Source organism: Georgenia sp. Z2081 (genome assembly GCF_055326445.1).
The window spans coordinates 185,371-208,635 of record NZ_JBUZNK010000002.1 but is presented as its reverse complement, the minus strand read 5'-3'; the positions used below and the strand labels follow the sequence as shown (position 1 = coordinate 208,635).

The window sequence follows — 23,265 nt, the reverse complement described above, 5'->3', positions numbered from 1 at the left end:
ATAGGTTGTTAGCTTCGCACACCTGGATCGGATGTCCCGCGTCCACGGGACCCGCACACTCGACGACCGGGAACCGCACACTCGACGACCGGGAACCGCACGCTCGACGACCGGGAACCGCACGCTCGACGACCGGTGCGGCGCGCTGTCAGAAGCCCAGGCGGCCGAGCTGACGGGGGTCGCGCTGCCAGTCCTTGGCCACTCGCACGTGCAGGTCGAGGAACACCCTCCGACCGAGCCGGGCCTCGATCCCGGCGCGTGCCCGCGTGCCGACCTCCCTCAGGCGGGACCCGCCGCGGCCGATGACGATGGCCTTCTGCGAGTCGCGCTCGACCACGACCGACGCGTGGACGGCCAGCACGGGCGGACGGTCGTCGCCCTCGGCCCGCTCGCGCTCGACCATCTCGTCGACGACGACGGCGATCGAGTGCGGCAGCTCGTCGCGCACCCCCTCGAGCGCGGCCTCCCGGACGAGCTCGGCGATCGTCAGCTCGATCGCCTCGTCCCCGGTGGCGCCCTTGGGGTACAGCGGCGGGGACAGTGGCATGCGGGCGAGCAGCAGGTCCGCCAGGAGGTCGACCTGGTCGCCGGCCACCGAGCTGACCGGCACGATCTCCGCGAAGTCGGCGAGCCCGCTCACCTCGAGCAGCTTCTCCGCCAGCGCCCCGCGCCCGACCCGGTCCGTCTTCGTCACGACGGCGACGAGGGCGCCACGCATGCCCTCGACCTCGGTGAGCAGGTGCCGGTCGCCGGGGCCGATCCGCTCGTCGGCCGGCAGGCACAGCGCGACGACGTCGACGCCGGTGAGGGTCTCGCGCACGACGTCGTTGAGCCGCTCCCCCAGCAGCGTGCGGGGACGGTGCATGCCCGGGGTGTCGACGAGGACGATCTGGCCGTCGCCGCGATGGACGATGCCCCGCACGGCACGCCGGGTGGTCTGCGGGCGGTCCGAGGTGATGGCCACCTTCTCGCCGACGAGCGCGTTCGTCAGGGTCGACTTGCCGGTGTTGGGCCGCCCCACCAGGGCGACGAAGCCCGCGCGGTGGTCGTCGGGCCAGTCCTCGTCGACGAGGTGGCCGAGGTCGAGGTCCGCCAGGGCGTTGGTGTCCTCGCCGAGCTCGGTGCCCGACCCCGGCTCGCCCGGGAACGGGACGTCCGTCATCGCTCCTCCTCCTCGTCGGGGTCGGACCGGCGCGCGAGGATCGTCGAGACGCGGCGCCGCCGGCCCTCCACGCGCTCGGCCTCCAGGTGCACGCCGTCGACGTCCACCGACGCACCGGCCAGCGGTACCTTGCCCAGCACCTTGGCGAGCAGTCCGCCCGCGGTGTCGATGTCGTCGTCGTCGAGCTCGAGGTCGAACAGCTCGCCGAGGTCGCTGACCGGGGTGCGGGCCGGGACGCGCCAGCGACCGTCGCCCAGGTCCTCGACCACGGTCTCGGCGCGGTCGTGCTCGTCGACCATCTCGCCGACGAGCTCCTCGAGCAGGTCCTCGATGGTGACGAGGCCGGCGATGCCGCCGTACTCGTCGACGACCATCGCGATGTGCACGGCCTGGGTCTGCATCTCGCGCAGCATGTCGTCCACGAGCTTGGTCTCGGGCACGAAGAACGGCTCGCGCATGACGTCGGCGCACAGGACGTGCTCGGTGTCGGTGCGGCGGTGCACCCGCCGCATGACGTCCTTGAGGTAGAGGATGCCGCGCAGGTCGTCGAGGGAGTCGCCGTGCACGGGCACCCGCGAGAACCCGGACCGGGTGAAGAGGTTGAGGGCCTTGGTCAGCGGCTGGTCGCCCTCGATGGAGACCATGTCGGTGCGCGGGACCATGACCTCGCGGACGTAGGTGCGGCCGAGCTGGAACACGGACTCCAGCAGCTCGCGGTCCTTCTCCTCGAGCCGCTCGGCGTCGTTGACCCGGTCGACGAGCTGCTGGAGCTCGTCGGCGGACTCCTGCGCGAGATCCTCCTCGGAGCGCTCGCGCTCCGGGGCGAACGCGCGGCCGAGGCGACCGAACGCACCGGCGACGGCGGTCACGGCCGCCACCAGGACGGAGAGCCGCGCCAGGGTGCGCCCCGGGTGACGGCGGCCGAGGCGCCGCGGGCCGATCCCGGCCACGACGACGACCACCACCGCGCACGCGCCGACCGCGGCGAGCACGACGAGACCCCAGGGTTCGATCACCGTCGTGGCGGCGACCGTCAGCAGGACCGCGGTGGTCATCTCGACGAGCACGCGGACGAACATCAGGCCCGCGAGCCCGGTCTCGCGGCGCTCGACGAGGCCGGCGACGCGTGCCGCCGCGGGGTGGTCGTCGTGCTCGAGCTCCGAGACGCTCGACCGGCTGATGCGCGTCAGTGCCGCCTCCGCGGCAGAGAACAGCGCGGCGACGACGAGCAGGAGGGCCGCGGCTCCGAGCACGACGACCAGCGGTGCGTCGGACGCGGTCGCGGCCCCGGACGGGGCGGTGGCGAGCAGGGAGCCGCCGGTATGCGGAGGGGTCATGGCCGGGTCACCGCCCGGCCAGGAACGTCAGCAGGAGCCGACGCTGGAGGTCGAACATCTCCTTCTCCTCCTCCGGCTCGGCGTGGTCGTAGCCGAGCAGGTGAAGGATGCCGTGGATTGTGAGGAGGCCGAGCTCCTCGGCCGTCGAGTGTCCGGCCGTGCGGGCCTGGGCGGCCGCGACGCTCGGGCAGAGCACGACGTCGCCGAGCGTGCCCTCGACGGGAGGTTCGCCGTCGGCGCCGGGACGCAGCTCGTCCATGGGGAAGGACAGGACGTCGGTCGGTCCGGGCTCGTCCATCCAGCGCACGTGGAGGTCGGTCATGACGTCCTCGTCGACGAGCATGATCGACAGCTCGGCCTGCGGGTGCACGCGCATCTCCTCGAGCACGTAGCGGGCGAGCGCGGCGAGCTCCTCGGCGTCGGCACCGCTGCCGGACTCGTCGTTGACCTCGATGCTCACTGCTCGACTCCTCGGCGTCGGACGGGACGAGTGGTGCCGGCTCGCCCGCCGGCACCGCGGGTGGACCGGGCGGCCGCACGCCGCTCGCGCTCGCCGTCGGCCTCGGCCTGGGCGTCCCAGCGCTCGTAGGCGTCGATGATGTCGCTGACCAGGCGGTGCCGCACGACGTCGCGGGAGGTGAGGTGGCACATCGCGATGTCGTCGACCCCGGTCAGGATCTCCTGGACGACCTTCAGACCGGAACGGGTGCCCGAGGGCAGGTCGATCTGGGAGACGTCCCCGGTGACGACGATCCGCGAGCCGAAGCCGAGCCGGGTGAGGAACATCTTGATCTGCTCGGGCGTCGTGTTCTGCGCCTCGTCCAGGACGATGAAGGCGTCGTTGAGGGTGCGACCGCGCATGTAGGCCAGCGGGGCGACCTCGATGGTGCCCGCGGCCATGAGACCCGGCATGGAGTCGGGCTCGAGCATGTCGTGCAACGCGTCGTACAGCGGCCGCAGGTAGGGATCGATCTTGTCGGTGAGCGTGCCCGGGAGGTAGCCCAGCCGCTCGCCCGCCTCGACCGCGGGGCGCGTGAGGATGATCCGGGTGACCTCCTTGCGCTGCAGCGCGAGCACGGCCTTGGCCATGGCGAGGTAGGTCTTGCCGGTACCGGCCGGCCCGATGCCGAAGGTGACCGTGTGGGCGTCGATCGCGTCGACGTAAGCCTTCTGCCCCAGCGTCTTGGGCCGGATGGTGCGGCCGCGCGAGGAGAGGATGTCGGCGGTGAGCACGTCGGCGGGCCGGGTGTCCCCGGCGGTGAGGATCGCGGTGGCCCGGTCGACGGCGTCGGCCGTCAACGGCTGCCCGGCCGACGCGATGTCGACGAGCTCCGCGAGCAGCCGCTCGGTCAGGGAGACGTCGCCGTCCGGTCCGGTCATCGTCACCACGTTGCCGCGCACGTGGATGGCCACCTGGGGAAAGCCTCGCTCGACGGCGCGCAGCACCTCGTCGTTCGCGCCCAGCAGGAGCATGGGGGGCAGGTGGTCGGGGATCGTCAGGTGCCGGGTGTCGTCGCCCGGCGCGGGGCTTCCGTGGTCGGTGGTGCGGTTCATGGGTCGGGGACGGTGCCCTCGAGACTCCTGGGGGTCGGCGGGTGCGGACTCGGCCATCGTAGCGAGACCGGCGCTCACCAGCGGCCGAGGGCGGCGCCGAGCGCCGCGAGGGCCGCGGGCCCGGCGCTGGAGGTGCGCAGGACGTGCGGACCGAGCCTGACCGGGACCGCGCCGGCGGCCACGAGGGCGTCGAGCTCGGCGTCGGAGATCCCGCCCTCCGGCCCGACGACGCACCACACCTCGCCGGGCGCGGCCGCCGCGTGCTGGACGGGGACCTCCGGGGCGGCGGGACCGGGCGCGACCGCCGCGGGCCGGACGGGGACCTCCGGGGCGGCGGGACCGGGCGCGACCGCCGCGGGCCGGACGGGGACCTCCGGGGCGGCGGGACCGGGCGCGACCGCGCCGGCTGCGAGGAGCGCGGCGAGCCGCTCGGTGGCGGACTCGTGCAGGACGAGGACGGTGGCTCCGGATCCGGCGGCGCCGGGCGCGCCCGCCCCGTGCCCTGCGGTCCCCCCGGGCCCCGAGGCCTCCGCGGCCCCCGCCCCGGTGGCCCGCGCGACGGCGTCGGCGAGGCTCGCGGTGGTGACGACGGCGTCGACGGCGGGGACGCGGGCCCGCCGCGACTGCTTCGCCGCGCCCTCGGCGACCGAGGTCCACCGCGCACGGCCCTTGTCGGCCTTCGCGTCCCACCGGGACACGCATCGCTCGGCCTGCCAGGGCACGACCCGGTCGACGCCGAGCTCGGTGGCGGACTCGACGGCCTGCTCGTCCCGCCCGCCCTTGCCGAGGGCCTGGACGAGGACGAGCCGCGGCGTCGGGGCCGGCTCGTCGACCACGGTGGTGACCGAGACGGTGAGGCGGTCCTTCGCGGCGTCGGTGACGGCGCCGGTCACGCGGCGGCCCCGCCCGTCGACGAGGTCGACCTCCTCGCCGCTGCGGATGCGCCGCACGCTCGCCGCGTGGTGCGCCTCCGGGCCGCGGACGTGCGCCACGCCGCCGGCACGCACGTCGGCGAGCTCGGCGGGCTCGGCGAGGAACACGGGCCGCGTCATGGGCGTCGCGGGCGGGTCAGCGGCCGACGAAGCGCTCGCGCAGGCGCGAGAACATCGAGCTGTCGGCGCTGGTGAGGCGGGCCTCCGGACGCTCCTCGCCCCGCGCGCTGGCGAGGTTGCTGAGCAGCTCGCGCTGCTCGTCGTCGAGCTTGGTCGGGACCGTGACCTCGACGTCGACGTGGAGGTCGCCGCGGCGTCCGCGGGCGCGCAGCCGGCCGACGCCCAGTCCCTCGAGCGTGATGCGCTCACCGGGCTGGGTGCCCGGCACTACGTCGATGTCCCGCGGCCCGTCGAGCGTCTCGATCGAGGCGAGGGTGCCCAGCGCGGCGGCGGTCATCGGGATGGTCAGGGTGCACAGCAGGTCGTCCCCGTGCCGCTGGAACACGGGGTGCGGACGCTCGCGCATCTCGACGAACAGGTCGCCGGGAGGACCGCCCGCGGGACCGACCTCGCCCTCGCCCTGCAGGCGCAGCTGCGTGCCGGTGCTCACGCCCGCCGGCACCTCGACCGAGATCGTGCGGTGCGAACGGACGCGGCCCTCGCCGGCGCACTCCTGGCACGGCTCGGGGATGACGGTGCCGTGCCCGGAGCAGGCCGGGCACACCGACGTCGCCATCATCTGGCCGAGGAACGAGCGGGTGACGCGCTGGACGGAACCCTGCCCGCCGCACGTGGTGCACGTGGTCGGGGAGGTGCCGGGCCGGCAGCAGGTGCCGTTGCAGGTCCCGCAGACGATGGCGGTCTGGACGGGGATCTCCTCGGTCGAGCCGAACACGGCGTCGACGAGGTCGATGTCGAGCACGATCTGGGAGTCGCGTCCGCGGCGGGCGCGCGGGACGGGACCACGCATCCCTCCCCCGGCGGCGCCGCCGAAGAACTGGGAGAAGATGTCGGCGAAGTCGCCGAACCCGGCCGCACCGGCCCCGGCACCACCGCCCCGCAGCGCGTCCTCGCCCCCGGCGTCGTACATGCGCCGCTTGTCCTGGTCACGCAGCACGTCGTAGGCGCGCTGCACGTCCTTGAACTGGTCACCCGCCTCCGGCCCGGCGACGTCCGGGTGCAGCTGGCGGGCGCGCTTGCGGTAGGCACGCTTGATCTCGTCGGGGCTCGCGTCACGGCTCACGCCGAGGATCGAGTAGTAGTCGCTCACAGGTCGCAATCTGTCGCAGTGGTTCGGTTCGGTGCTGGGTGCGGCGGGCCGGGTGCCGCGGCGTGCGGCCCGGCGCCGGTCGGTGGCCCGGGTCTACCCGCCGAGGAAGCGGGAGAGGTAGCGGGCGACGGCGCGGACCGCCGCCATCGTGCCCGGATAGTCCATGCGCGTGGGGCCGAGCACGCCGACCCGCGCGACGACCTCGCCGGAGGCACCGTACGCCCCCGCGACGATCGATGCCTCCGTCAGCGAGTCGTGGTGGTTCTCCGAGCCGATGCGCACGGTGAGCCGGTCCGCCTCCATCTCGGCGAACAGGCGCAGCAGCACGACCTGCTCCTCGAGCGCCTCGAGGACGGGGCCGATGGTGCGGCTGAAGTCTGTGCCGGCGCGCGCGAGGTTCGCGGTACCGCCCAGCACGATGCGCTCCTCGGAGTCCTCGGCCAGCACGCGGCTGAGCTCGGAGGCGACGACGTCGAGCAGCGGGCGCCGGCTCGGCTCGAGCAGCTCGGCGAGGTCGACGAGCGCGGGGCCGATGTCCCGGGCGGGCAGGCCGGCGCACACGAGGTTGAGCCGGGCACCGAGCTCGGCGATGTCCACGAGGTCCGACTCGGACGGGATCTCGACGGTGCGCTGCTCGACCCGGCCCGCCGCGGTGATGATGACGATGAGCAGCCGGCGCTCGTCGAGCGGGACGAGCTCGAGGTGGCGCAGCGAGGTGCGGCTGAGCGACGGGTACTGGACGACGGCGACGTTGTTGGTCAGCTGCGCGAGCAGGCGCACCGTGCGCTCGACCACGTCGTCGAGATCGACAGAGCGGCCGAGGAGTGTCTCGATGGCCGTACGCTCGGCCCCGGACAGCGGCTTGAGGGTGGCGATCTCGTCGACGAAGGCGCGGTACCCCTTCTCCGTGGGCACTCGGCCCGCGGACGTGTGGGGCTGTGCGATGTGGCCGGACTCCTCGAGGGCGGCCATGTCGTTGCGGATCGTGGCCGGCGAGACGTCGAGGTGGTGGCGCTCGACGAGCGCGCGCGAGGCCACGGGCTCCGAGGTGCGCACGAAGTCGCTGACGATGGCCTGGAGCACGCGCAGGCGGCGGTCCTCGGTCGACATGGCACCTCCTCGATCGACGTCCTCCCGGTCGGGCCGCCGACCGGCGCCCGCTCGGGTCGCTGAGGGTCGCGGGCCCGGCTCGACGCGGCTGCCGGGGGCGCGCCCGGCACCGTCGAGGTAGCACTCGACACCTCTGAGTGCCAATCGTACGCGGTGAGCGGCGGATGCCGCCGTGAACCGCACCACCGGGCTGGCGCCGCGGGGCGGGCTCCGCCACAGGTCCGCGGCGCGGCTCGTCCGGCACTCCCCCAGCGCGTGGCGACCCGCCCCGTGGGCGGGCTCCGCCGTCGGGCGGTGGTTGATACGTACCCTCGGCCGGTGACCGACCGATACGGACCCGACGTCCTCGCCTCCCCCCGTCCCGACCCGCGCCGGCGACCCGTCACGCGAGACGTCCCCGCCGAGCGGGGCCTCGTGGTGGAGGACGTGGAGACCGGGTTCGTCGGGGCGATCACCCGGATCGAGAAGTCCGGCGGGATGCACCTCGTGACCCTCGAGGACCGTCTCGGCAGGCGCCGCTCGTTCACGCTCGGTCCGGGGTTCTGGATCGACGGCGCACCGGTCCGTCTCGTACCGCCGCAGGTGTCGGCCGCTCAGGCACGGCCCGACGTCGCGCGCACGGCGGGCGGTCGCAACCTCACCGCGTCGGGCTCCCTCAAGGTCGAGGGCGGTCGCGCCCGGGTGGCGCGGGCGTCGCGGATCTGGGTGGAGGGCCGGCACGACGCCGAGCTCGTCGAGCGCGTGTGGGGCGACGACCTCCGGGTCGAGGGGGTGGTCGTCGAGCAGCTCGAGGGCGCCGATCACCTCGCGGACGTGCTCGCGGCGTTCCGGCCAGGACCGGCCCGACGGGCGGGCGTGCTGCTCGACCACCTCGTGGCGGGCTCGAAGGAGACGCGGATCGTCGACGACGCGCGCCGCCGGCTGGGCGGCGCCGCCCAGCACGTGCTCGTGCTCGGTCACCCCTATGTCGACGTCTGGCAGGCGGTGCGGCCCGAGCGGGTGGGGCTCACGGAGTGGCCGCACGTGCCGCGCGGGACTGACATCAAGGTGGGCACGCTCAGGGCCCTGGGGTGGCCGCACGCCGACCAGGGCGACGTCGCGCGCGGCTGGCAGCGCATCCTCGGCTCGGTGCGGACCTACGCCGACCTCTCTCCCCAGCTGCTGGGGCGCGTGGAGGAGCTCATCGACTTCGTCACCGGGGTGCCGGAGTAGGTGACGCAGGACGGTCCTCGGCCGGCCGCGCGGCCCTCATCGCGCGGCGCTCCTCGTACACCGCGCAGCGCCCGGGCCTCAGTCCGGGCCCACGGGGCCGACGGATGACGTGTCGGCGCAGAGGACGCCCCGGTTGCCGTCCTGGTCGGCGATGACAGTCAGGGCGGGAGAGGATGCGTCGTCGACGACGGTCCCGCCGGCGGCGAGGGCCGCGGCGATCCGTTGCTCGACCACGTCGGGCGCGACGTAGACCTCGAGGTGGAACCGCTGCTGCGCCTCGCCGTCGCCGAACCACAGGTTCGGCACCCGCCCGGTGGCGTCCCGGATCTCGTCGCCCGACGGCGTCCCGCGGCCCCGGTCCTCGGCGTTCCCGGTCAGCAGGGCGGTCCACACGGGCGCGACTGTGGCGGACCGGGTGGTGTCGAGACCGAGCTCGAGCTCCCCGACGGCGGTGGGGTCGGCCGTGACGGCGTGGCCGCCGGCGATGTCGGTGATGCGCCGGGCCAGGTCGAGGTCCTTGTTCGTCACCCACTCGACGACGTGCTCCTCGCCGTCGTCGTCACGAAAGACGGCGTCGTCGCTCACCAGCTCCAGATCGACGTAGCCCCTGCCGATCGAGACGCGCGGGTGGTGGCCGACCGCGTCGCCCGCCTCACCGATCGCGGCCACGAACCGCACGGCGGTACCGAAGTCGTCGACCAGGTAGCGGGCGTGCAGCCCCTGGGCGAGCTTGCGCCACTGCGCGAGGTCGGCCGCGGCGATCTGCTCGCCCATGAGCATGTCCATGCGGGAACGGTAGCGGCCGCGAGCGTGGGGCGCAGGGTCTACCTCAGACGCTGCTCGACGTAGACGGCCAGGTTGCCCAACGTCTGCCGACCGCCCTCGATCGCGCCGTGGCTCTCGACCGCCTCGTCGCGCAGGGCCGTGGTGGGGAACACCGTGCGCATCTCGATCAGCGTGTGCTCGACGTCGCCGTGCTCGGTGTCTGCACCTTCGGCATCGGCGCCGGTGCGACCGGCGGCGTCATCGACATCCCCGCCCCCACGGCCGAGCTGCGGCGTGAAGGTGAGGACGGACGTGAAGGAGCTCGGATCGTCGCGGTACTCGCCGTGGAGCAGCACGATCCGCGCCGGCGGGTCGATCTCGGTCCAGGTGATCCACTCGGGGTAGTCGGTCCCGTCCGGGCCGTGCATGACGAAGTCCCAGACGCCGCCGACGCGGAAGTCGAACGACCGGGTGGTCGTGGTGAACCCGTCCGGGCCCCACCACTGCGCGAGGTGCCGTACGTCGGAAAACGCTCGGAACACCAGCTCGCGCCGTGCGTGGATCAGGCGGGAGATGGCGACCTCGCGGTCGGCAGTGTCGGATCGTGCGGTCCCTGCGTCATCGGTGCTGCTCACGTCTGCTCCTCGTCGTTGTACGGCATCTCCGGTCGGACACGCTCCTCGTGCTCCGTGCGTTCGAGCTGCTGGACGTACGAGTCCAGCCGATCGAAGGACTCCTGCCAGAACTGCTCGAACCCGCCCGTCCACTCGTGCACCGGTCGCAGCCCGCGCGCATCGAGGGAGTAGATGCGCTGCTGCCCCGAGCGTCGGTCCCGCACGAGGCCGACCTCGCGGAGCACCCGCAGGTGCTTGGACGCCCCGGGCTGCGTGATGTTCAGCTCCGAGGCCAGCTCTGTCACCGGTCGTTCGCGCGTGCGGAGGAGCCCGAGGATGGCGCGGCGCTGCGGCTCGGCGATCGCGTTGAACACGTCCGACGTCGTCGCTGCTCGGGCCATGAGGTCGAATATATACCCGTATCGGCATGCATTCAAGGGGTGGCGACGTCGAGCGGGACGACCCTGCCTGCCGGAGTGCTACCGCACGGGGCGACCGCGCGTCGCGGGATAGTCAGCGCACGGGTCGACCGCGCTCCCGGAGCACCACGCACAGGCTCGAGCCGGCCTCGTGAGGCGCGTCGCACACGGCTCCTCTTCCGCTCGAATGATCGCGGCGGATCCACAGGCACGACTGCTGCAGATCCGTCCACAGGCGCGGAATTCCGGGGCTCCGATGTCAGTGGTGGTCGATAGGTTGGTAGCAGTTCGAACAGAGATTCGGCGTCTTGCAGCTCGAGGGTGAGGAGGTGATGGCGATGTCGACGACAGACGTGGACGAGCCTGACATCGACGACCCGCCTGCCCGCCGCTCCCCGACCGACGCCTCCGCCGCGGACGACGCCGCAGCGGTCGAGCACCTCACGGCCCACGACACCTCCGCGACGGGCACCTCCACGTCTGAGGACGGCGTGCCGCCGGGGGCGTCGTCGTCACCGGGCGCCGGTGAGATCCGCGGGATGCGGACCGTGCTGGCGGGGCTGCGTCGGGAGGACGAGGCTGACGCGATCGATCAGATCACCGCGCTGGAGGAGCTGGTCTCGGCCGCGCGTGCCGCCCAGGCGCGGGCCACGGCGGATCTGTGGCAGATGCGCACCGACCACGAGAAGGCCCTGGAGGTCCCGGCCGCGAAGCAGGGCCAGGGGGTCGCCGGTGAGATCGCGCTGGCCCGCCGGGAGTCCCCGGGCCGCGGCGCCCGCTACCTGGGACTGGCCAAGGCCCTCCAGGCCGACCTGCCGCACACGCTGGACCTCATGGAGAAGGGCCTGGTCTCGGAATGGCGGGCCACGATCCTCCTGCGCGAGACCGTGACCCTGTCCGCGGACGACCGGCGCGAGGTCGACGCGCGCATGGCCGTCGACCTGCCGACCATGGGCGACGGCCAGATCCACCAGCACGCACGCCGGCACGCCATGGAGCTCGACGCGGACAACGCGGCCGCCCGCCGTGCTCACGAGAACTCCCAACGCCGTGTCTCCCTGCGCGGCGGCCAGGGATCGATGGCCTACCTGACCGCGCACCTACCGATGACCGACGCCGTGCGCGTCCACGCCAGCCTCACCGCACAGGCCGCCACCCTGACTACCGACGGCAAGGCCGGCGGCCGGACCCGTCACCAGCTCGCCGCGGACCTGCTCGTCGAGCACGTCACGGGCACCGCCACCACCGAACCACGCGACGTGGCCCTGACCATCGTCATGCCCGCCGACACACTGGCCGGGGCCGACGTGCCCGCCTGGCTCACCGGCCACGGCCCCCTGGCCGCGGAGAGCGCCCGCGAGCATGTCCGCCACGCACGGACGGTGTGGTTCAAGAGACTGTGGACCGACCCCGACACCGGCGGCGTGGTCTCGATGGAGTCCCGCTCGAGGGTGTTCACCGGCGAGCTGCGCAAGCTGGTGCTCATCCGCGACGACATCTGCCGCACGCCGTACTGCACCAACCCCGTCGAGCACATCGACCACACCACCGACCACGCGCTCGGCGGCGCCACCAGCGCCGCGAACGCCACCGGGCTGTGCGCGTCGTGCAACTACGCCAAGCAGCACCCCGGGTGGCGCTACGCCACGAGCGACGACGGCCGGATCGACGTCCGCACCCCGACCGGGCACACCTACAGCGTCCCCCGCTCCCCCTTCCCCTACCAGCACCGCCCCGGCCCGGAGATGACCACGGACCGCTACCAGGCGCTCCGACGACGCGTCGCCGAGCGGGTCACCCGCAACCGGCGTTCCGAGCGCGACCCCCACGACGACGGCGGCAGCGACCCACCCACCGACCCGGACCCGTGAGCAGGCTCGCGCATGCCCATCGAGCCGCCTCGTTCAGGTACCCGATCACCCGACGTGAACCGACAACGCCCTCACCCGCGGGCGCGCCGCATCGCGCCCGCCTGCCCGGAGCTCGCTGTCAGTCGGTCAGCTCACGCACGACCGCGTCCGCCAGGAGACGCCCGCGCAGCGTGAGTCGCGCGCGCCCCTCGGCGGCGGGCCCCGGTTCGCACAGTCCCTCGGCGACGAGCCCGGCGAGGCGCGCGCCGGCGTCGTCGGGGCTGAGGCCCCCCTGCGAGGCGACCTCGACACCCTCGGCGAGCCGGACCCCCAGGAGCAGCCGCTCGAGCTCGCGCGACCCGTCGGACAGGACCTCCCGGCCGACGGCCGGCGAGAGCCCCTCGCGCAGCCGGGCCGCGTAGGGCGTGGGGTGCTTCCCGTTCCACCACCGCACGCCGCCGACGTGGCTGTGCGCGCCGGGGCCGACGCCCCACCAGTCGCCACCGCGCCAGTAGGCGAGGTTGTGCCGGCTGGCGTGGACGAGCCCCCCGGTCTCCGGGGAGTCCCCCGGCTCGACCCGCGCCCAGTTCGACACCTCGTACCAGCCGTAGCCGGCGCCGTCGAGCATCGCGTCGGCGAGCTCGTACTTCTCGGCCTGGTCGTCGTCGTCGGGCAGGACGAGCTCGCCGCGCCGCACCTGTGCGCCCATCCTCGTCCCGCGCTCCACGACCAGCGCGTAGGCCGACACGTGGTCCGGCTCCATCTCGAGCGCCGCCTCCATGGAGGTCCGCCAGTCGGCGACACTCTCCCCGGGGGTGCCGTAGATGAGGTCGACCGACACGTCGAGGCCGGCCTCCCGCGCCCACGCCACGGCACGGGGGACGCGGGCAGGATCGTGGGTCCGGTCGAGCGTCGCCAGTACCTCGGGCACGGCCGACTGCATGCCGAAGGAGACGCGCGTGACGCCGGCGGCCGCCAGGTCCTCGAGCGCCCTCGCGTCGACCGAGTCGGGGTTCGCCTCGGTGGTCACCTCGGCACCGTCCGCCAACCCGACCGTGTCCCGCACGGCACCGATCATCCGCGCCAGGTCCTCGACCGGCAGTCGCGTCGGCGTGCCACCACCAAGGAAGACGGTCGACGCCGGACGCGACACCATCCCGGACGCCGCAAGCTCGGGGTCGGCGAGCACGCGGCCCGCGAGCTCGACCTCCGCCACGGCGTTCCCGGCGTACTCCGCCGCCGAGCCACCCCCGCCGAGCTCGGCGTTCGTGTAGGTCGTGAAGTCGCAGTACCCGCAACGCACGGCGCAGAACGGTACGTGCAGGTAGACGGACAACGTCCGCTCCTGGGCGCCCGTTCCCGCGCTCGCGGGCAGTCGTCCGTCGTCGGGTGCGGGGTCACCCAGGGGCAGGTCAGCCATCGGGCATGTCCTCGACGCGACGGCGCACGGCCGTGAGGTCCGTGACCTCCCGCCCGTCCTCGACGCCGCGTCGCTCGAAGCGGGTGAGCGTGCGCCCGGGCCACCGCCCTGCCTCGACCGTCAGCTCGAACGCAGGGGCCGCGTCGAGGACGGTGATCATCTGCTGGGCATAGTTGGCCCAGTCCGTCGCCAGGCGCCAGGTCCCGCCCGGCGCGAGCAGGCCCGCGACGACCGCGGCGAACTCCGGCGAGACGATCCGTCGCTTGTGATGCTTGGACTTGCGCCACGGGTCGGGGAAGAAGGTCCACAGCTCGTCGACGGAGCCGGCGGGCAGCAGGATCGGCAGGGCCTGCTCGGCGTCGACGCCGAGGAGCCGCACGTTCGTCGCCCCCTCGTCGAGGACGCGGGCGAGCGTGCGCGCCAGCCCCGGCTGCCACACCTCGAGGCCGAGGAACCGCGTGCCGGGCTCGGCGAGCGCGGCGTGCACGATCTGCTCCCCCGCACCGCAACCGATCTCGACCACGAGGCGGCCTCCCGTCGTGAGGCCGTTCCCGAAGGCCCCGTCCAGGTCGAGGCGGGCATGGTCGGCCACGCCCGTCTCCGTCATCATCGGGACGTCCAGCACGACGTCGCCGCGCTCCTCCCAGACCTTCGCCAACCTGGGCTTGAGGCGGGTCCCGCGTCGGGTGAAGGACCGCACCCGTGCGTCGACGAACGCGGGTCCGTGCTCGCCGTCGCGCATCGTCCGGTCCGGTCCCGGCCCGCGGGAGGAGGCGACCGGCGGCTCGGTACGCACGCCGTCGTCGTGACGCCCGGAGTGTGCCACCGAGGCACGCCCGCCGTCGTCGTGACGCCCGGCAACTCCCGCCACCGCGCGCCCGTTGTCCGCCGAGCGCCCGCCGTCCCCCGTCACCGCACGCCCCCGCCGAGGCCGCGGCCGGTCGAGCGCAGCTCACCGGGAAACTCACGCTCGTGGCCTCCGCGGCTCAGCGCGTCGAGCGCCCGCCGCACCAACGTCTCGTAGAGCACGGTCCCGCTCGCCTCGGCCCAGTCGAGCAGCGCCCCGGCCCGGTCGGCGTCCAGCCCGCGGAAGGCGTCGCCGACGCTCACGCCGTGCTCCGGCACGTCCTCCACGAGAATGTCGTCGCCGGCAGCGATCTCCCCGGTCTCCTCGACGCCCAGGTACGCCCCGCAGCGCCCACCCGCGGTGAAGCGCCGCGACCAGTCCGGCTCGCCCGTCCAGGCGGCGAACGTGCGGCAGGGGGTGCGCGGCGACGTCACCCGCAGCACCGTGGTCCCGACCCGCCAGCGGGTCCCGATGACGGCCTCGTCGACGTCGATCCCCGACGTCACCAGGTTCTCCCCGAACGCCCCCGGCGGGTACTCCGTGCCCACGGCGTCGGCCCACGCCTGACGGGTCTCGCTCGCGTACGCGTACACGGCCTTGAACAGGCCGCCGTGGTTCTCCCGGTCGCCCTGCACGTCTCCCCACACGCCGTGCCGCAGCACGGTGAGCGGACGGTCGACGGGGCGCTTGTCGATGCCGCTCATCAGACCGCGCGAGCCCACGTGGAACAGCTGCGCCACCGAGCAGACGGCGGCCACGGTCGCGGTACCGTCCGTGAGGACCACGGGACCGAGCTCTGGACCGAGCTCACCCGCCGGCCGCGGCACCTGCGCGCGCGGGGAGGCGGTGGCCACGCCCCGCGGCCGAGGATCGTCGACCACGACCTACTTCTTGCCCGTGGGCGCGTCGGTCTGCAGCGCGGCGACGAAGGCCTCCTGCGGCACCTCGACCCGTCCGATCGACTTCATGCGCTTCTTGCCCTCCTTCTGCTTCTCCAGCAGCTTGCGCTTGCGCGAGATGTCACCGCCGTAGCACTTGGCGAGCATGTCCTTGCGCAGGGCACGGATGGTCTCGCGCGCGATGATCCGCGACCCGACGGCCGCCTGGATCGGCACCTCGAACTGCTGACGCGGGATGAGCTCCTTGAGCTTGCCGACCATCGCCACGCCGTAGCCGTAGGCCTTGTCCTTGTGTACGACGGCGGAGAACGCGTCCACCGGGTCGTGGTTGAGGAGGATGTCGACCTTGACGAGGTCCGAGGGCGCCTGACCGTCCTCGTCGTAGTCGAGCGACGCGTACCCCTTGGTCCTCGACTTCAGCTGGTCGAAGAAGTCGAACACGATCTCCGCCAGCGGCAGGCGGTACCGCAGCTCGACCCGCTCCTCCGAGAGGTAGTCCATGCCCAGCAGCTCTCCGCGCTTGCCCTGGCACAGCTCCATCACCGCGCCGACGAACTCGCTGGGCGTGAGGATCGTGCCCCGCACCATCGGCTCGGAGATCTCCTTGAACTTCTCCCCCGACGGGAACTCCGACGGGTTGGTCACCGTCACCGGGTCACCGTTCTCGAGGACCACCTCGTAGACGACGTTCGGCGCCGTGGAGATGAGGTTGAGGTCGAACTCTCGCTCGAGCCGCTCCCGCACGATCTCCAGGTGCAGCAGGCCGAGGAAGCCGCAGCGGAAGCCGAACCCGAGGGCGACGGAGGTCTCCGGCTCATAGGTGAGGGCCGCGTCGTTGAGCTTGAGCTTGTCGAGCGCCTCGCGCAGGGCCGGGTAGTCCGAGCCGTCCACCGGGTACAGGCCCGAGAAGACCATGGGCAGCGGCTCGCGGTAGCCGGCCAGCGGATCGGCGGCGCCCCGCGTGTGCGTCGTCACCGTGTCGCCGACCTTCGACTGCCGCACGTCCTTCACGCCCGTGATGAGGTAGCCGACCTCGCCGACCCCCAGGCCCGACGACGGCTTCGCGTCCGGTGAGATCACGCCGAGCTCCTGGAGCTCGTGGGTCGAGCCCGTCGACATCATCGAGATGCGCTCGCGCGGGTCGAGGCGCCCGTCGACGACGCGCACGTACGTGACCACGCCCCGGTACGTGTCGTACACGGAGTCGAAGATCATCGCCCGGGCCGGCGCCTCGGCGTCCCCCACCGGGGGCGGGATGTCACGGACGATCGTGTCGAGCAGGGCGACGACGCCCTCGCCCGTCTTGCCGGAGACCTTCAGGCAGTCCTCGGGGTCGCCGCCGATGAGGTTCGCGAGCTCCTCGGCGAACTTCTCCGGCTGCGCGGCGGGCAGGTCGATCTTGTTGAGCACCGGGATGATGGCGAGGTCGTTCTCGAGCGCCATGTAGAGGTTGGCGAGCGTCTGCGCCTCGATGCCCTGGGCGGCGTCGACGAGCAGCACGGCGCCCTCGCAGGCGGCGAGCGACCGGTTGACCTCGTAGGAGAAGTCCACGTGGCCCGGGGTGTCGATCATGTTGAGCGCGTACGCCGTGTCGTCGACCTGCCAGGGCATGCGCACGGCCTGGGACTTGATGGTGATGCCGCGCTCGCGCTCGATGTCCATCCGGTCGAGGTACTGGGCCCGCATGTCACGGTCCGCGACCACCCCCGTGATGCCGAGCATCCGGTCGGCCAGCGTCGACTTGCCGTGGTCGATGTGCGCGATGATGCAGAAGTTGCGCAGCTGCGCGGGCGGCGTCGCGGCCGGCTGGATCGTCGCGGCCTGCGACTCGTCGGGGATCGGGGGCACTGCTCACCTTCACGGGGTCGGGCGGGAGGGCCCATCGTCGCACACGGAGCCTCGCGGGCCGCGGGCCGTGCCGGTGCGTCCGGGCACCTCGCACAGCGCCTCGACGACGCAGCCACCCGCCCGAAGAACCGCCCGGTCTCGCATCCTGGACTCTCGTCGTCACCGCCGACGCGGCGGCCGCTCCCGTCCCTAGCGTCCCGAGCGTCATCGAGACCCAGGGGGGACAGCATGATCCTGACAGGACTGATCGTCGGCGGAGCGCTCGGCTTCGCCATGCAGCGTGGGCGATTCTGCGTCACCGGCGCGTTCCGGGACGTGTGGATCGGCGGACGGACGCGATGGCTCACGGCGTTCCTCGTCGTCGTCGCCGTGCAGAGCGTGGGGATCTTCGCCCTCGAGGCCGCCGGGATCATCCAGCTGGGCGCAGGCGAGCTCGCGCCGGTCGCCACCGTCGTCGGGGCCTTCATCTTCGGCTTCGCCATCGTCCTCGCGGGCGGGTGCGCCACGGGGACCTTCTACCGCTCGAGCGAAGGGCTCATCGGCTCCTGGTTCGCGCTCATCTTCTACGCCGGCTTCGCCGCCATCATGAAGTACGGGGCGTTCGCGGACCTCACGACCGCCGCCCGCGCGCAGACAGTGAACCTGACCTCCGTCCACGAGTCGCTCGGCGTCTCGCCCTGGTGGCTCGTCGGGATCCTCGTCGCGGCCGTCGGCTACGCCACGTACCGCCACCTGTCCGCCGAGCCGCGCACGGTGCTCGCCACCCTGCCGCCGCGTCGCAGCGGCCTGGCCCGCGTCCTGTTCGAGAAGCCGTGGCACGCCTTCGGCACCGCGGTGGTCATCGGGATCATCGCCATCGTCGCCTGGCCGCTGAGCACGGCTGCCGACCGCCCCGCGGGCCTGGGGATCACGACGCCGTCGGCGAACGTCGTCACCTTCCTCGTCACCGGCGACGTCGAGCTCGTGGACTGGGGCGTCTTCCTCGTCCTCGGGATCCTCGTCGGCGCGTTCCTGGCCGCGAAGGGTTCGGGCGAGTTCCGGCTCCGCGTGCCCGACGCCACCACGCTCGTGCGCTCGATCTCCGGCGGCGCCCTCATGGGGGTCGGCGCCGCGCTCGCCGGCGGCTGCACGATCGGCAACGCGATGGTGGGCACCGCCCAGTTCTCCTACCAGGGCTGGCTCTCGCTCGTGTTCATGATCCTCGGCACCGGCGCCGCCACGCACCTGTTCATCCTCCGGCACCGCGGCAGCGCCGCGTCGGGCGGCGATCAGGGCTCGTCGACCGGCGGCACCGCGAAGGTGCTGACGAACGCCTGAGCCGGCGGCAGCGCGAAGCTGCCGACCGACCACGGGCCAACGACCAACGACCAACGACCAACGACCAACGACCAACGACCAACGACCAACGACCAACGACCAACGACCAAACCAACCGCACCTGAACGAGAACCAGCACCAGCACCAGCACCAGCACCGACGACAGGAGACATCCGTGCCACTGACGCTCGAGACCGACGGCCAGGTCTGCCCCTTCCCGCTCGTGGAGGCCAAGCAGGCCATGGCGAGCCTGGACGACGGCGACCACCTCGTCATCAACTTCGACTGCACGCAGGCCACCGACGCGATCCCGCGGTGGGCCGCGGAGAACGGCTACCCGGTCACGCACTTCGACCGGGTCGGCGACGCCGCCTGGACCATCACGGTGCAGAAGGCGTAGCGGCTCCCACCGCGCCGGACGCGGCGCCCGCCGACGCGCGCAGCCGCACAGCACGCGGCGCCCGACGACACGCGCAACCGCACAGCACGCGGTGCCGCACGACACGCGCAGCCGGACAGCACGCGCCGCCGCGCAGGTGTCGGGGCAGCATGCCCGGGTCGTCCGCCGTTCCCGCGGCGGACACCCGGGCTGTGTACCGTCGTCCGGTCGGAGGCGTCCTCCCGGACCGGCCGTCTCCCCGACCTCAAGGAGACCAGGTGCTTCCCGCCACGTTCCGCCGCCGGGCCTCGGCCCTCACCGCCGCGCTCGCCCTCGCCACCGTGCTCGCCGCCTGCGGAGGGGACGGCGACGAGACCACGTCGGGCACCGGGACGGCCGAGCAGGAGACGACCTCGGAGTCGGGGACGGGCGCGGAGTCGGACTCCGCGTCCGCGACCGAGCGCCCTGAGGTCCCCACGAGCGGCGCCATCCCGCCGAACGACCCCGGCCCGCTGCCCGAGGGCGTCGACCACGTGACGAACACCTCGAGCACCAACCGGATCGTCGCCGGCACCGCCGAGGCCGAGGGTGAGATCAGCGTCGAGTGCCTCGGCAACGACGAGGGCCTCGTCGTCTCCCTCGCCGGGACGAGCCCGGACCACGGTGAGCTCTCCGCCGTCGTCTCGTTCCAGCAGCAGGAGCTGACCTCCGTCGTCGTGCAGTCGAGCGAGTCCCCCGACGACGGCGGACCCATCATGTGGATGACCAGCGCCGGCCTCGGCGAGGAGCTGACGGCGAACGCCGTCGAGGAGGCCGGCGTCTGGACCGTCACCGGACCCGTCGACGGCTTCGACGGCATGACGCAGACGCCGATCGAGGGCGCCGAGGTCGACATCGTCGCCGACTGCTCCACCAGCGACGGGTCGACGTCCGGCGAGGCCGGCTCGGAGGCCGCGACCGACTAGCCGACGGCCCTCGTTCGTGGACTACGACTCCCGGGTGGTGCGGACCTCGACGGTCTGCCGCGACGTCCCGCCACCGGAGTAGACCCCCCGCAGGGGCGAGACGTCGGCATAGCTGCGACCGTGCGCGACACGCACGTGCAGCTCGCCGACGTCGGTCCGGTTGGTCGGGTCGTGCTGCGTCCAGCGACCGGCCGAGAACTCGACCCACGCGTGGGACTCGCCGAGCACCGGCTCGCCGACCTGCGCACTCTCCGGATGGATGTAGCCGGAGACGTATCGCGCCGGGATCCCGACCGAGCGCAGAGCGCCGAGCGCGAGGTGCGTGATGTCCTGGCACACGCCCTTGCCCGCCCGCCACGCGTCGGCGGCCAGGCCGTGCACGGACGTCACGCCGCTGCGGTACTCGACCCGGTCGCCGATGTGCTCGCAGATCTCGATCGCGGCGTCCTGCGGGTCCAGGCGCGCAGCAGCGTCGGCCGCGAACCTGGCGAGCTCCTCGGGCGGGTCCGTCACCGGGTCGGGCTGGAGCCACTCCCCGAGCGCGTCGACGGCCTCCGGACGGCGCACGTCCTCCCAGGACGCCCCCTCGAACCGCTGCGCCGGGTCGCGCTCGACGAGGCACTCGGCGCGCACCGTGAGCGTCTCGTGCGGCGCGAGCACCTCAACGACGTCGACCGTGGTGCCGAAGTAGTCCGTGTAGGCGGACAGGTGGGTCGCGGTCGGCACGTGCAGCTCGGTGTCCAGCACCCGCTGCCCGGCGGTCGCGGCCGGCCGCATGCGCGCCTCGTTGTATGAGGCGAGGACCGGCTGGTCGTAGCTGAAGGTCGTGCGGTGCACGACTCGGATGACGCTCACGCGCTCTCCCCCTTCCAAGCGGCCGGCTCGCCGACGAAGAACTTCGCCCGCACCGCGTCCGCGGCGCTCTGACAGGCCACCTGGATCGTCTCCATCTCGTCGAGCAGGTTCTCCTGCACGTCGTTCATCGCCATGTACTCGATCCGGGACCTCGCCCGGCCCAGGATCCTGCCGCCCTCGTCCGGCACGGCCACCTGCTCGCCGATCGTGCTGCGCAGCTCGACCAGGCACCGCTCCGCCTGGTCCAGCGAGTGCACCACGGAACGCGGGAACAGCCGGTCGACGAGGAGGAACTGCGCCGCCTGACGGTCCCCGGCCCGCCCGCGCGTGGAGCGCAGGAACGCCTCGAAGGCGCCGGTCGAGCGCAGCAGGGTCGTCCAGTCCGGCGCGCCGGCCGTCGTCACGGCGCGCGTGGCGACCAGCCGCGCCGTCATGTCCGCGCGCTCCAGGGAGCGTCCGAGCACGAGGAAGCTCCACGTCTCCCCGCGGCTCATCGTCGAGTCGACGAGCCCGGACACGATCGCGCTGCGCTGCCGCACCCACCCGAAGTAGTCGTGCGCGGAGCGCAGCAGCGCCATGTCCTTCTGGGAGTTGTACGTGTGGTTGAGGACCTCCCACAGCTCCGAGGAGACCGTCTCGCGGGCGCGCCGTGCAGCCTCGCGGGCCGACCAGATGGTGCCCGCGATCGACGCCGGCGACGTCCGGTCGTAGGCGAGGCGGTCCAGGACGTCACGGCGAGCCACCTCGTCCTCGTCCGACGTCGACTGGCCCATGATCGCCAGCAGGCCGCGGCAGGCGGTGTCCTCGTCGACCCACGGGTCCTCCAGGAGGAGCTGCAGGTGGGTGTCGAGCAGCCGGGCCGTGGCGTCCCCGCGCTCCACGTAGCGGCCGATCCAGAACAGCGACTCGGCGATGCGGCTCAGCACGTCGTCACCCCCGTCGTCGGGCCGGACTGCTGCTGCTGCTCGTGCTGCACGCGCACCGTGCCCTCCCGGTCGGAGTCCAGCGGGACGCCCTGCGGCACGGGAGCCGTCGCGCGCTCCTCCTCGCCGGCGTCCGCCGGCGGTCGCCTCAGTCTCGGTCGGCCACCCACCACCCAGGTGTCCTTCGAGCCGCCGCCCTGGGAGGAGTTGACGACGAGCTGACCCTCCTGGAGCGCGACCCGGGTCAGGCCGCCGGGCAGGACGAAGACGTCCTCCCCGCCGTGCACGGCGAACGGACGCAGGTCGACGTGCCGCGGCCGCGCCCGGCTCTCGACCATGGTCGGCACGGTCGAGAGCTGGACGACCGGCTGCGCGATCCACCCGCGCGGGTCCGCCCGGAGGCGTCGACGTGCGGCGTCGAGCTCCTCGCGGCCGGCCGCGGGGCCGATGAGGATGCCCTTGCCGCCCGAGCCGTCGACCGGCTTGACCACGAGCTCGTCGAGCCGGTCGAGGACCTCGGCCAGCGCGTCGGGCTCCTCGAGGCGCCACGTGTCGACGTTCGCCAGCAGGGGCTCCTCCCCGAGGTAGAAGCGGATGAGGTCGGGGACGTAGGTGTAGACGAGCTTGTCGTCGGCCACCCCGTTGCCCACGGCGTTGGAGATGGTCACGTTCCCCGCGCGGGCGACCGACATGAGGCCGGGGCAGCCGAGCATGGAGTCGGAGCGGAAGACCACCGGGTCGAGGAAGTCGTCGTCGACCCGGCGGTAGATGACGTCGACCCGGCGCCTGCCGGAGGTGGTGCGCATGTACACGCGCCCGCCGGCGACGAACAGGTCGCGGCCCTCCACGAGCTCGACGCCCATGAGGCGCGCCAGCAGCGAGTGCTCGAAGTAGGCGGAGTTGTAGACGCCCGGCGTGAGCACGACGACGGTCGGGTCGTCCACGCCGTCCGGTGCCGTCGCCGTCAGGGCGGCGAGCAGTCGGCGGGGGTAGTCGACGACCGGGCGCACGCGCAGCGCGGCGAACAGCTCGGGGAACGTCTGCGTCATCGCGCGCCGGTTGGACAGCACGTAGCTCACGCCGGACGGCACGCGGACGTTGTCCTCCAGGACCCGCCAGCCCTGCGCGGAGTCCCGCACGACGTCGATCCCGGAGACGTGCACCCGCACACCGCCCGGCGGGCGGAACCCCATGGCGGCCCGCGTGAAGTGCTGCGAGGTGACGACCACGCGGCGCGGGATCACGCCCTCGTCGATGACGCGCTGGTCGGTGTAGACGTCTTCGAGGAAGGACTCCAGCGCCTTGACGCGCTGCGCGACGCCCGGGGCCAGCAGGTCCCACTCCTCGGCCGCGACGACCCGCGGCACGGTGTCGAGCGGGAACGGCCGTTCCTCTCCCCCGTAGTCGAACGTGATGCCCTGGGCGAGATAGCTGCGTGCCAGGGAGTCCGACCGGGCGGCGAGCTCCTCGGTGCTCAGCTCCGTCAGTGCCTCATGGACCGGCCGGTAGGGCGCGTTGACCTCCGAGCCGTCGATCATCTCGTCCCATGCCGCGCCCGGCGGGTACCCGTCGAAGAGATCGGTCATG

At 73.1% G+C, this 23,265-nt stretch carries 22 protein-coding genes; 5 read left to right on the top strand and 17 right to left on the bottom strand.

The features are described from left to right. Window positions 1-148: 148 nt before the first annotated feature. The 7 genes from era to hrcA form a co-directional block, all read right to left on the bottom strand. Window positions 149-1,162 (bottom strand): GTPase Era, encoded by a 1,014-nt coding sequence (gene era / locus ACZLKG_RS05330; RefSeq protein ID WP_463648170.1) that lies wholly within the window; start codon window positions 1,160-1,162, stop codon window positions 149-151. Next, complete coding sequence (locus ACZLKG_RS05325) at window positions 1,159-2,499, bottom strand: hemolysin family protein (RefSeq protein ID WP_425709071.1); 1,341 nt, start codon at window positions 2,497-2,499, stop codon at window positions 1,159-1,161. The genes era and ACZLKG_RS05325 overlap by 4 nt, the downstream gene beginning before the upstream one ends. 7 nt (window positions 2,500-2,506) lie before the next feature. Then, a complete protein-coding gene (gene ybeY, locus ACZLKG_RS05320; protein WP_463648169.1) occupies window positions 2,507-2,959 on the bottom strand; it encodes an rRNA maturation RNase YbeY in 453 nt (150 codons plus the stop codon). Beyond that, on the bottom strand, window positions 2,956-4,053 hold the full coding sequence (locus tag ACZLKG_RS05315) for a PhoH family protein (protein WP_425709073.1): 1,098 nt from the start codon (window positions 4,051-4,053) through the stop codon (window positions 2,956-2,958). Before ACZLKG_RS05315 ends, ybeY begins: the two co-directional genes overlap by 4 nt. A gap of 74 nt (window positions 4,054-4,127) precedes the next feature. Continuing rightward, window positions 4,128-5,105, bottom strand: coding sequence for an RsmE family RNA methyltransferase (locus tag ACZLKG_RS05310; RefSeq protein ID WP_463648168.1), 978 nt, complete (start codon window positions 5,103-5,105; stop codon window positions 4,128-4,130). A 16-nt stretch (window positions 5,106-5,121) separates the two neighbouring features. Beyond that, the gene (gene dnaJ / locus ACZLKG_RS05305; protein ID WP_425709075.1) at window positions 5,122-6,255 is read right to left on the bottom strand and encodes a molecular chaperone DnaJ; all 1,134 of its coding nucleotides are present in this window, start codon (window positions 6,253-6,255) and stop codon (window positions 5,122-5,124) included. A gap of 93 nt (window positions 6,256-6,348) precedes the next feature. Next, complete coding sequence (hrcA, locus tag ACZLKG_RS05300; protein ID WP_425709076.1) at window positions 6,349-7,365, bottom strand: heat-inducible transcriptional repressor HrcA; 1,017 nt, start codon at window positions 7,363-7,365, stop codon at window positions 6,349-6,351. A 318-nt stretch (window positions 7,366-7,683) separates the two neighbouring features. Between hrcA and ACZLKG_RS05295 the strand changes: the two genes are divergently transcribed. After that, a complete protein-coding gene (locus ACZLKG_RS05295) occupies window positions 7,684-8,577 on the top strand; it encodes a DUF3097 domain-containing protein (RefSeq protein WP_425709077.1) in 894 nt (297 codons plus the stop codon). A gap of 78 nt (window positions 8,578-8,655) precedes the next feature. On the opposite strand, the gene ACZLKG_RS05290 is transcribed toward ACZLKG_RS05295, so the two are convergent. From ACZLKG_RS05290 to ACZLKG_RS05280, 3 genes are read right to left on the bottom strand one after another with little or no spacing between them, the layout of a single operon-like run. Then, the gene (locus ACZLKG_RS05290; protein WP_425709078.1) at window positions 8,656-9,363 is read right to left on the bottom strand and encodes a VOC family protein; all 708 of its coding nucleotides are present in this window, start codon (window positions 9,361-9,363) and stop codon (window positions 8,656-8,658) included. Window positions 9,364-9,401: 38 nt separating this feature from the next. After that, window positions 9,402-9,977, bottom strand: coding sequence for an SRPBCC domain-containing protein (locus ACZLKG_RS05285; protein WP_425709079.1), 576 nt, complete (start codon window positions 9,975-9,977; stop codon window positions 9,402-9,404). Next, window positions 9,974-10,357, bottom strand: coding sequence for an ArsR/SmtB family transcription factor (locus ACZLKG_RS05280; protein WP_425709080.1), 384 nt, complete (start codon window positions 10,355-10,357; stop codon window positions 9,974-9,976). Before ACZLKG_RS05280 ends, ACZLKG_RS05285 begins: the two co-directional genes overlap by 4 nt. Window positions 10,358-10,713: 356 nt before the next feature. Between ACZLKG_RS05280 and ACZLKG_RS05275 the strand changes: the two genes are divergently transcribed. Continuing rightward, complete coding sequence (locus ACZLKG_RS05275) at window positions 10,714-12,246, top strand: HNH endonuclease (RefSeq protein ID WP_425709081.1); 1,533 nt, start codon at window positions 10,714-10,716, stop codon at window positions 12,244-12,246. A 118-nt stretch (window positions 12,247-12,364) separates the two neighbouring features. Here ACZLKG_RS05275 and hemW read toward each other — a convergent pair whose 3' ends face one another. From hemW to lepA, 4 genes are all read right to left on the bottom strand, one after another. Then, on the bottom strand, window positions 12,365-13,645 hold the full coding sequence (hemW, locus tag ACZLKG_RS05270) for a radical SAM family heme chaperone HemW (protein WP_463648167.1): 1,281 nt from the start codon (window positions 13,643-13,645) through the stop codon (window positions 12,365-12,367). Then, window positions 13,638-14,441, bottom strand: a complete 804-nt coding sequence (trmB, locus tag ACZLKG_RS05265; RefSeq protein ID WP_425709083.1) for a tRNA (guanosine(46)-N7)-methyltransferase TrmB — start codon at window positions 14,439-14,441, stop codon at window positions 13,638-13,640. Before trmB ends, hemW begins: the two co-directional genes overlap by 8 nt. A gap of 113 nt (window positions 14,442-14,554) precedes the next feature. Further along, the gene (locus ACZLKG_RS05260; RefSeq protein ID WP_463648166.1) at window positions 14,555-15,373 is read right to left on the bottom strand and encodes an MOSC domain-containing protein; all 819 of its coding nucleotides are present in this window, start codon (window positions 15,371-15,373) and stop codon (window positions 14,555-14,557) included. 3 nt (window positions 15,374-15,376) lie between these two features. Further along, window positions 15,377-17,239, bottom strand: coding sequence for a translation elongation factor 4 (gene lepA, locus ACZLKG_RS05255; RefSeq protein WP_463648165.1), 1,863 nt, complete (start codon window positions 17,237-17,239; stop codon window positions 15,377-15,379). 228 nt (window positions 17,240-17,467) lie between these two features. Here lepA and ACZLKG_RS05250 point away from each other — a divergent pair, with 228 nt between their 5' ends. The 3 genes from ACZLKG_RS05250 (at window position 17,468) to ACZLKG_RS05240 (ending at window position 19,900) form a co-directional block, all read left to right on the top strand. After that, window positions 17,468-18,556 carry a YeeE/YedE family protein gene (locus ACZLKG_RS05250; protein ID WP_463648164.1) on the top strand — a complete coding sequence of 363 codons (1,089 nt, stop codon included), beginning with the start codon at window positions 17,468-17,470 and terminating at the stop codon, window positions 18,554-18,556. Window positions 18,557-18,731: 175 nt separating this feature from the next. Next, window positions 18,732-18,956 carry a sulfurtransferase TusA family protein gene (locus ACZLKG_RS05245; RefSeq protein WP_425709087.1) on the top strand — a complete coding sequence of 75 codons (225 nt, stop codon included), beginning with the start codon at window positions 18,732-18,734 and terminating at the stop codon, window positions 18,954-18,956. A 257-nt stretch (window positions 18,957-19,213) separates the two neighbouring features. Next, the gene (locus ACZLKG_RS05240) at window positions 19,214-19,900 is read left to right on the top strand and encodes a hypothetical protein (RefSeq protein WP_463648163.1); all 687 of its coding nucleotides are present in this window, start codon (window positions 19,214-19,216) and stop codon (window positions 19,898-19,900) included. Between the two features lie 21 nt (window positions 19,901-19,921). Here the strand turns inward: ACZLKG_RS05240 and ACZLKG_RS05235 are convergent, their stop codons facing one another. From ACZLKG_RS05235 to ACZLKG_RS05225, 3 genes are read right to left on the bottom strand one after another with little or no spacing between them, the layout of a single operon-like run. Next, window positions 19,922-20,755, bottom strand: coding sequence for a transglutaminase family protein (locus ACZLKG_RS05235; protein ID WP_425709089.1), 834 nt, complete (start codon window positions 20,753-20,755; stop codon window positions 19,922-19,924). Beyond that, window positions 20,752-21,681 carry an alpha-E domain-containing protein gene (locus ACZLKG_RS05230; protein ID WP_425709090.1) on the bottom strand — a complete coding sequence of 310 codons (930 nt, stop codon included), beginning with the start codon at window positions 21,679-21,681 and terminating at the stop codon, window positions 20,752-20,754. The genes ACZLKG_RS05235 and ACZLKG_RS05230 overlap by 4 nt, the downstream gene beginning before the upstream one ends. Continuing rightward, window positions 21,675-23,264, bottom strand: coding sequence for a circularly permuted type 2 ATP-grasp protein (locus ACZLKG_RS05225; RefSeq protein ID WP_425709091.1), 1,590 nt, complete (start codon window positions 23,262-23,264; stop codon window positions 21,675-21,677). Before ACZLKG_RS05225 ends, ACZLKG_RS05230 begins: the two co-directional genes overlap by 7 nt. Between the last annotated feature and the right edge of the window lies 1 nt (window position 23,265).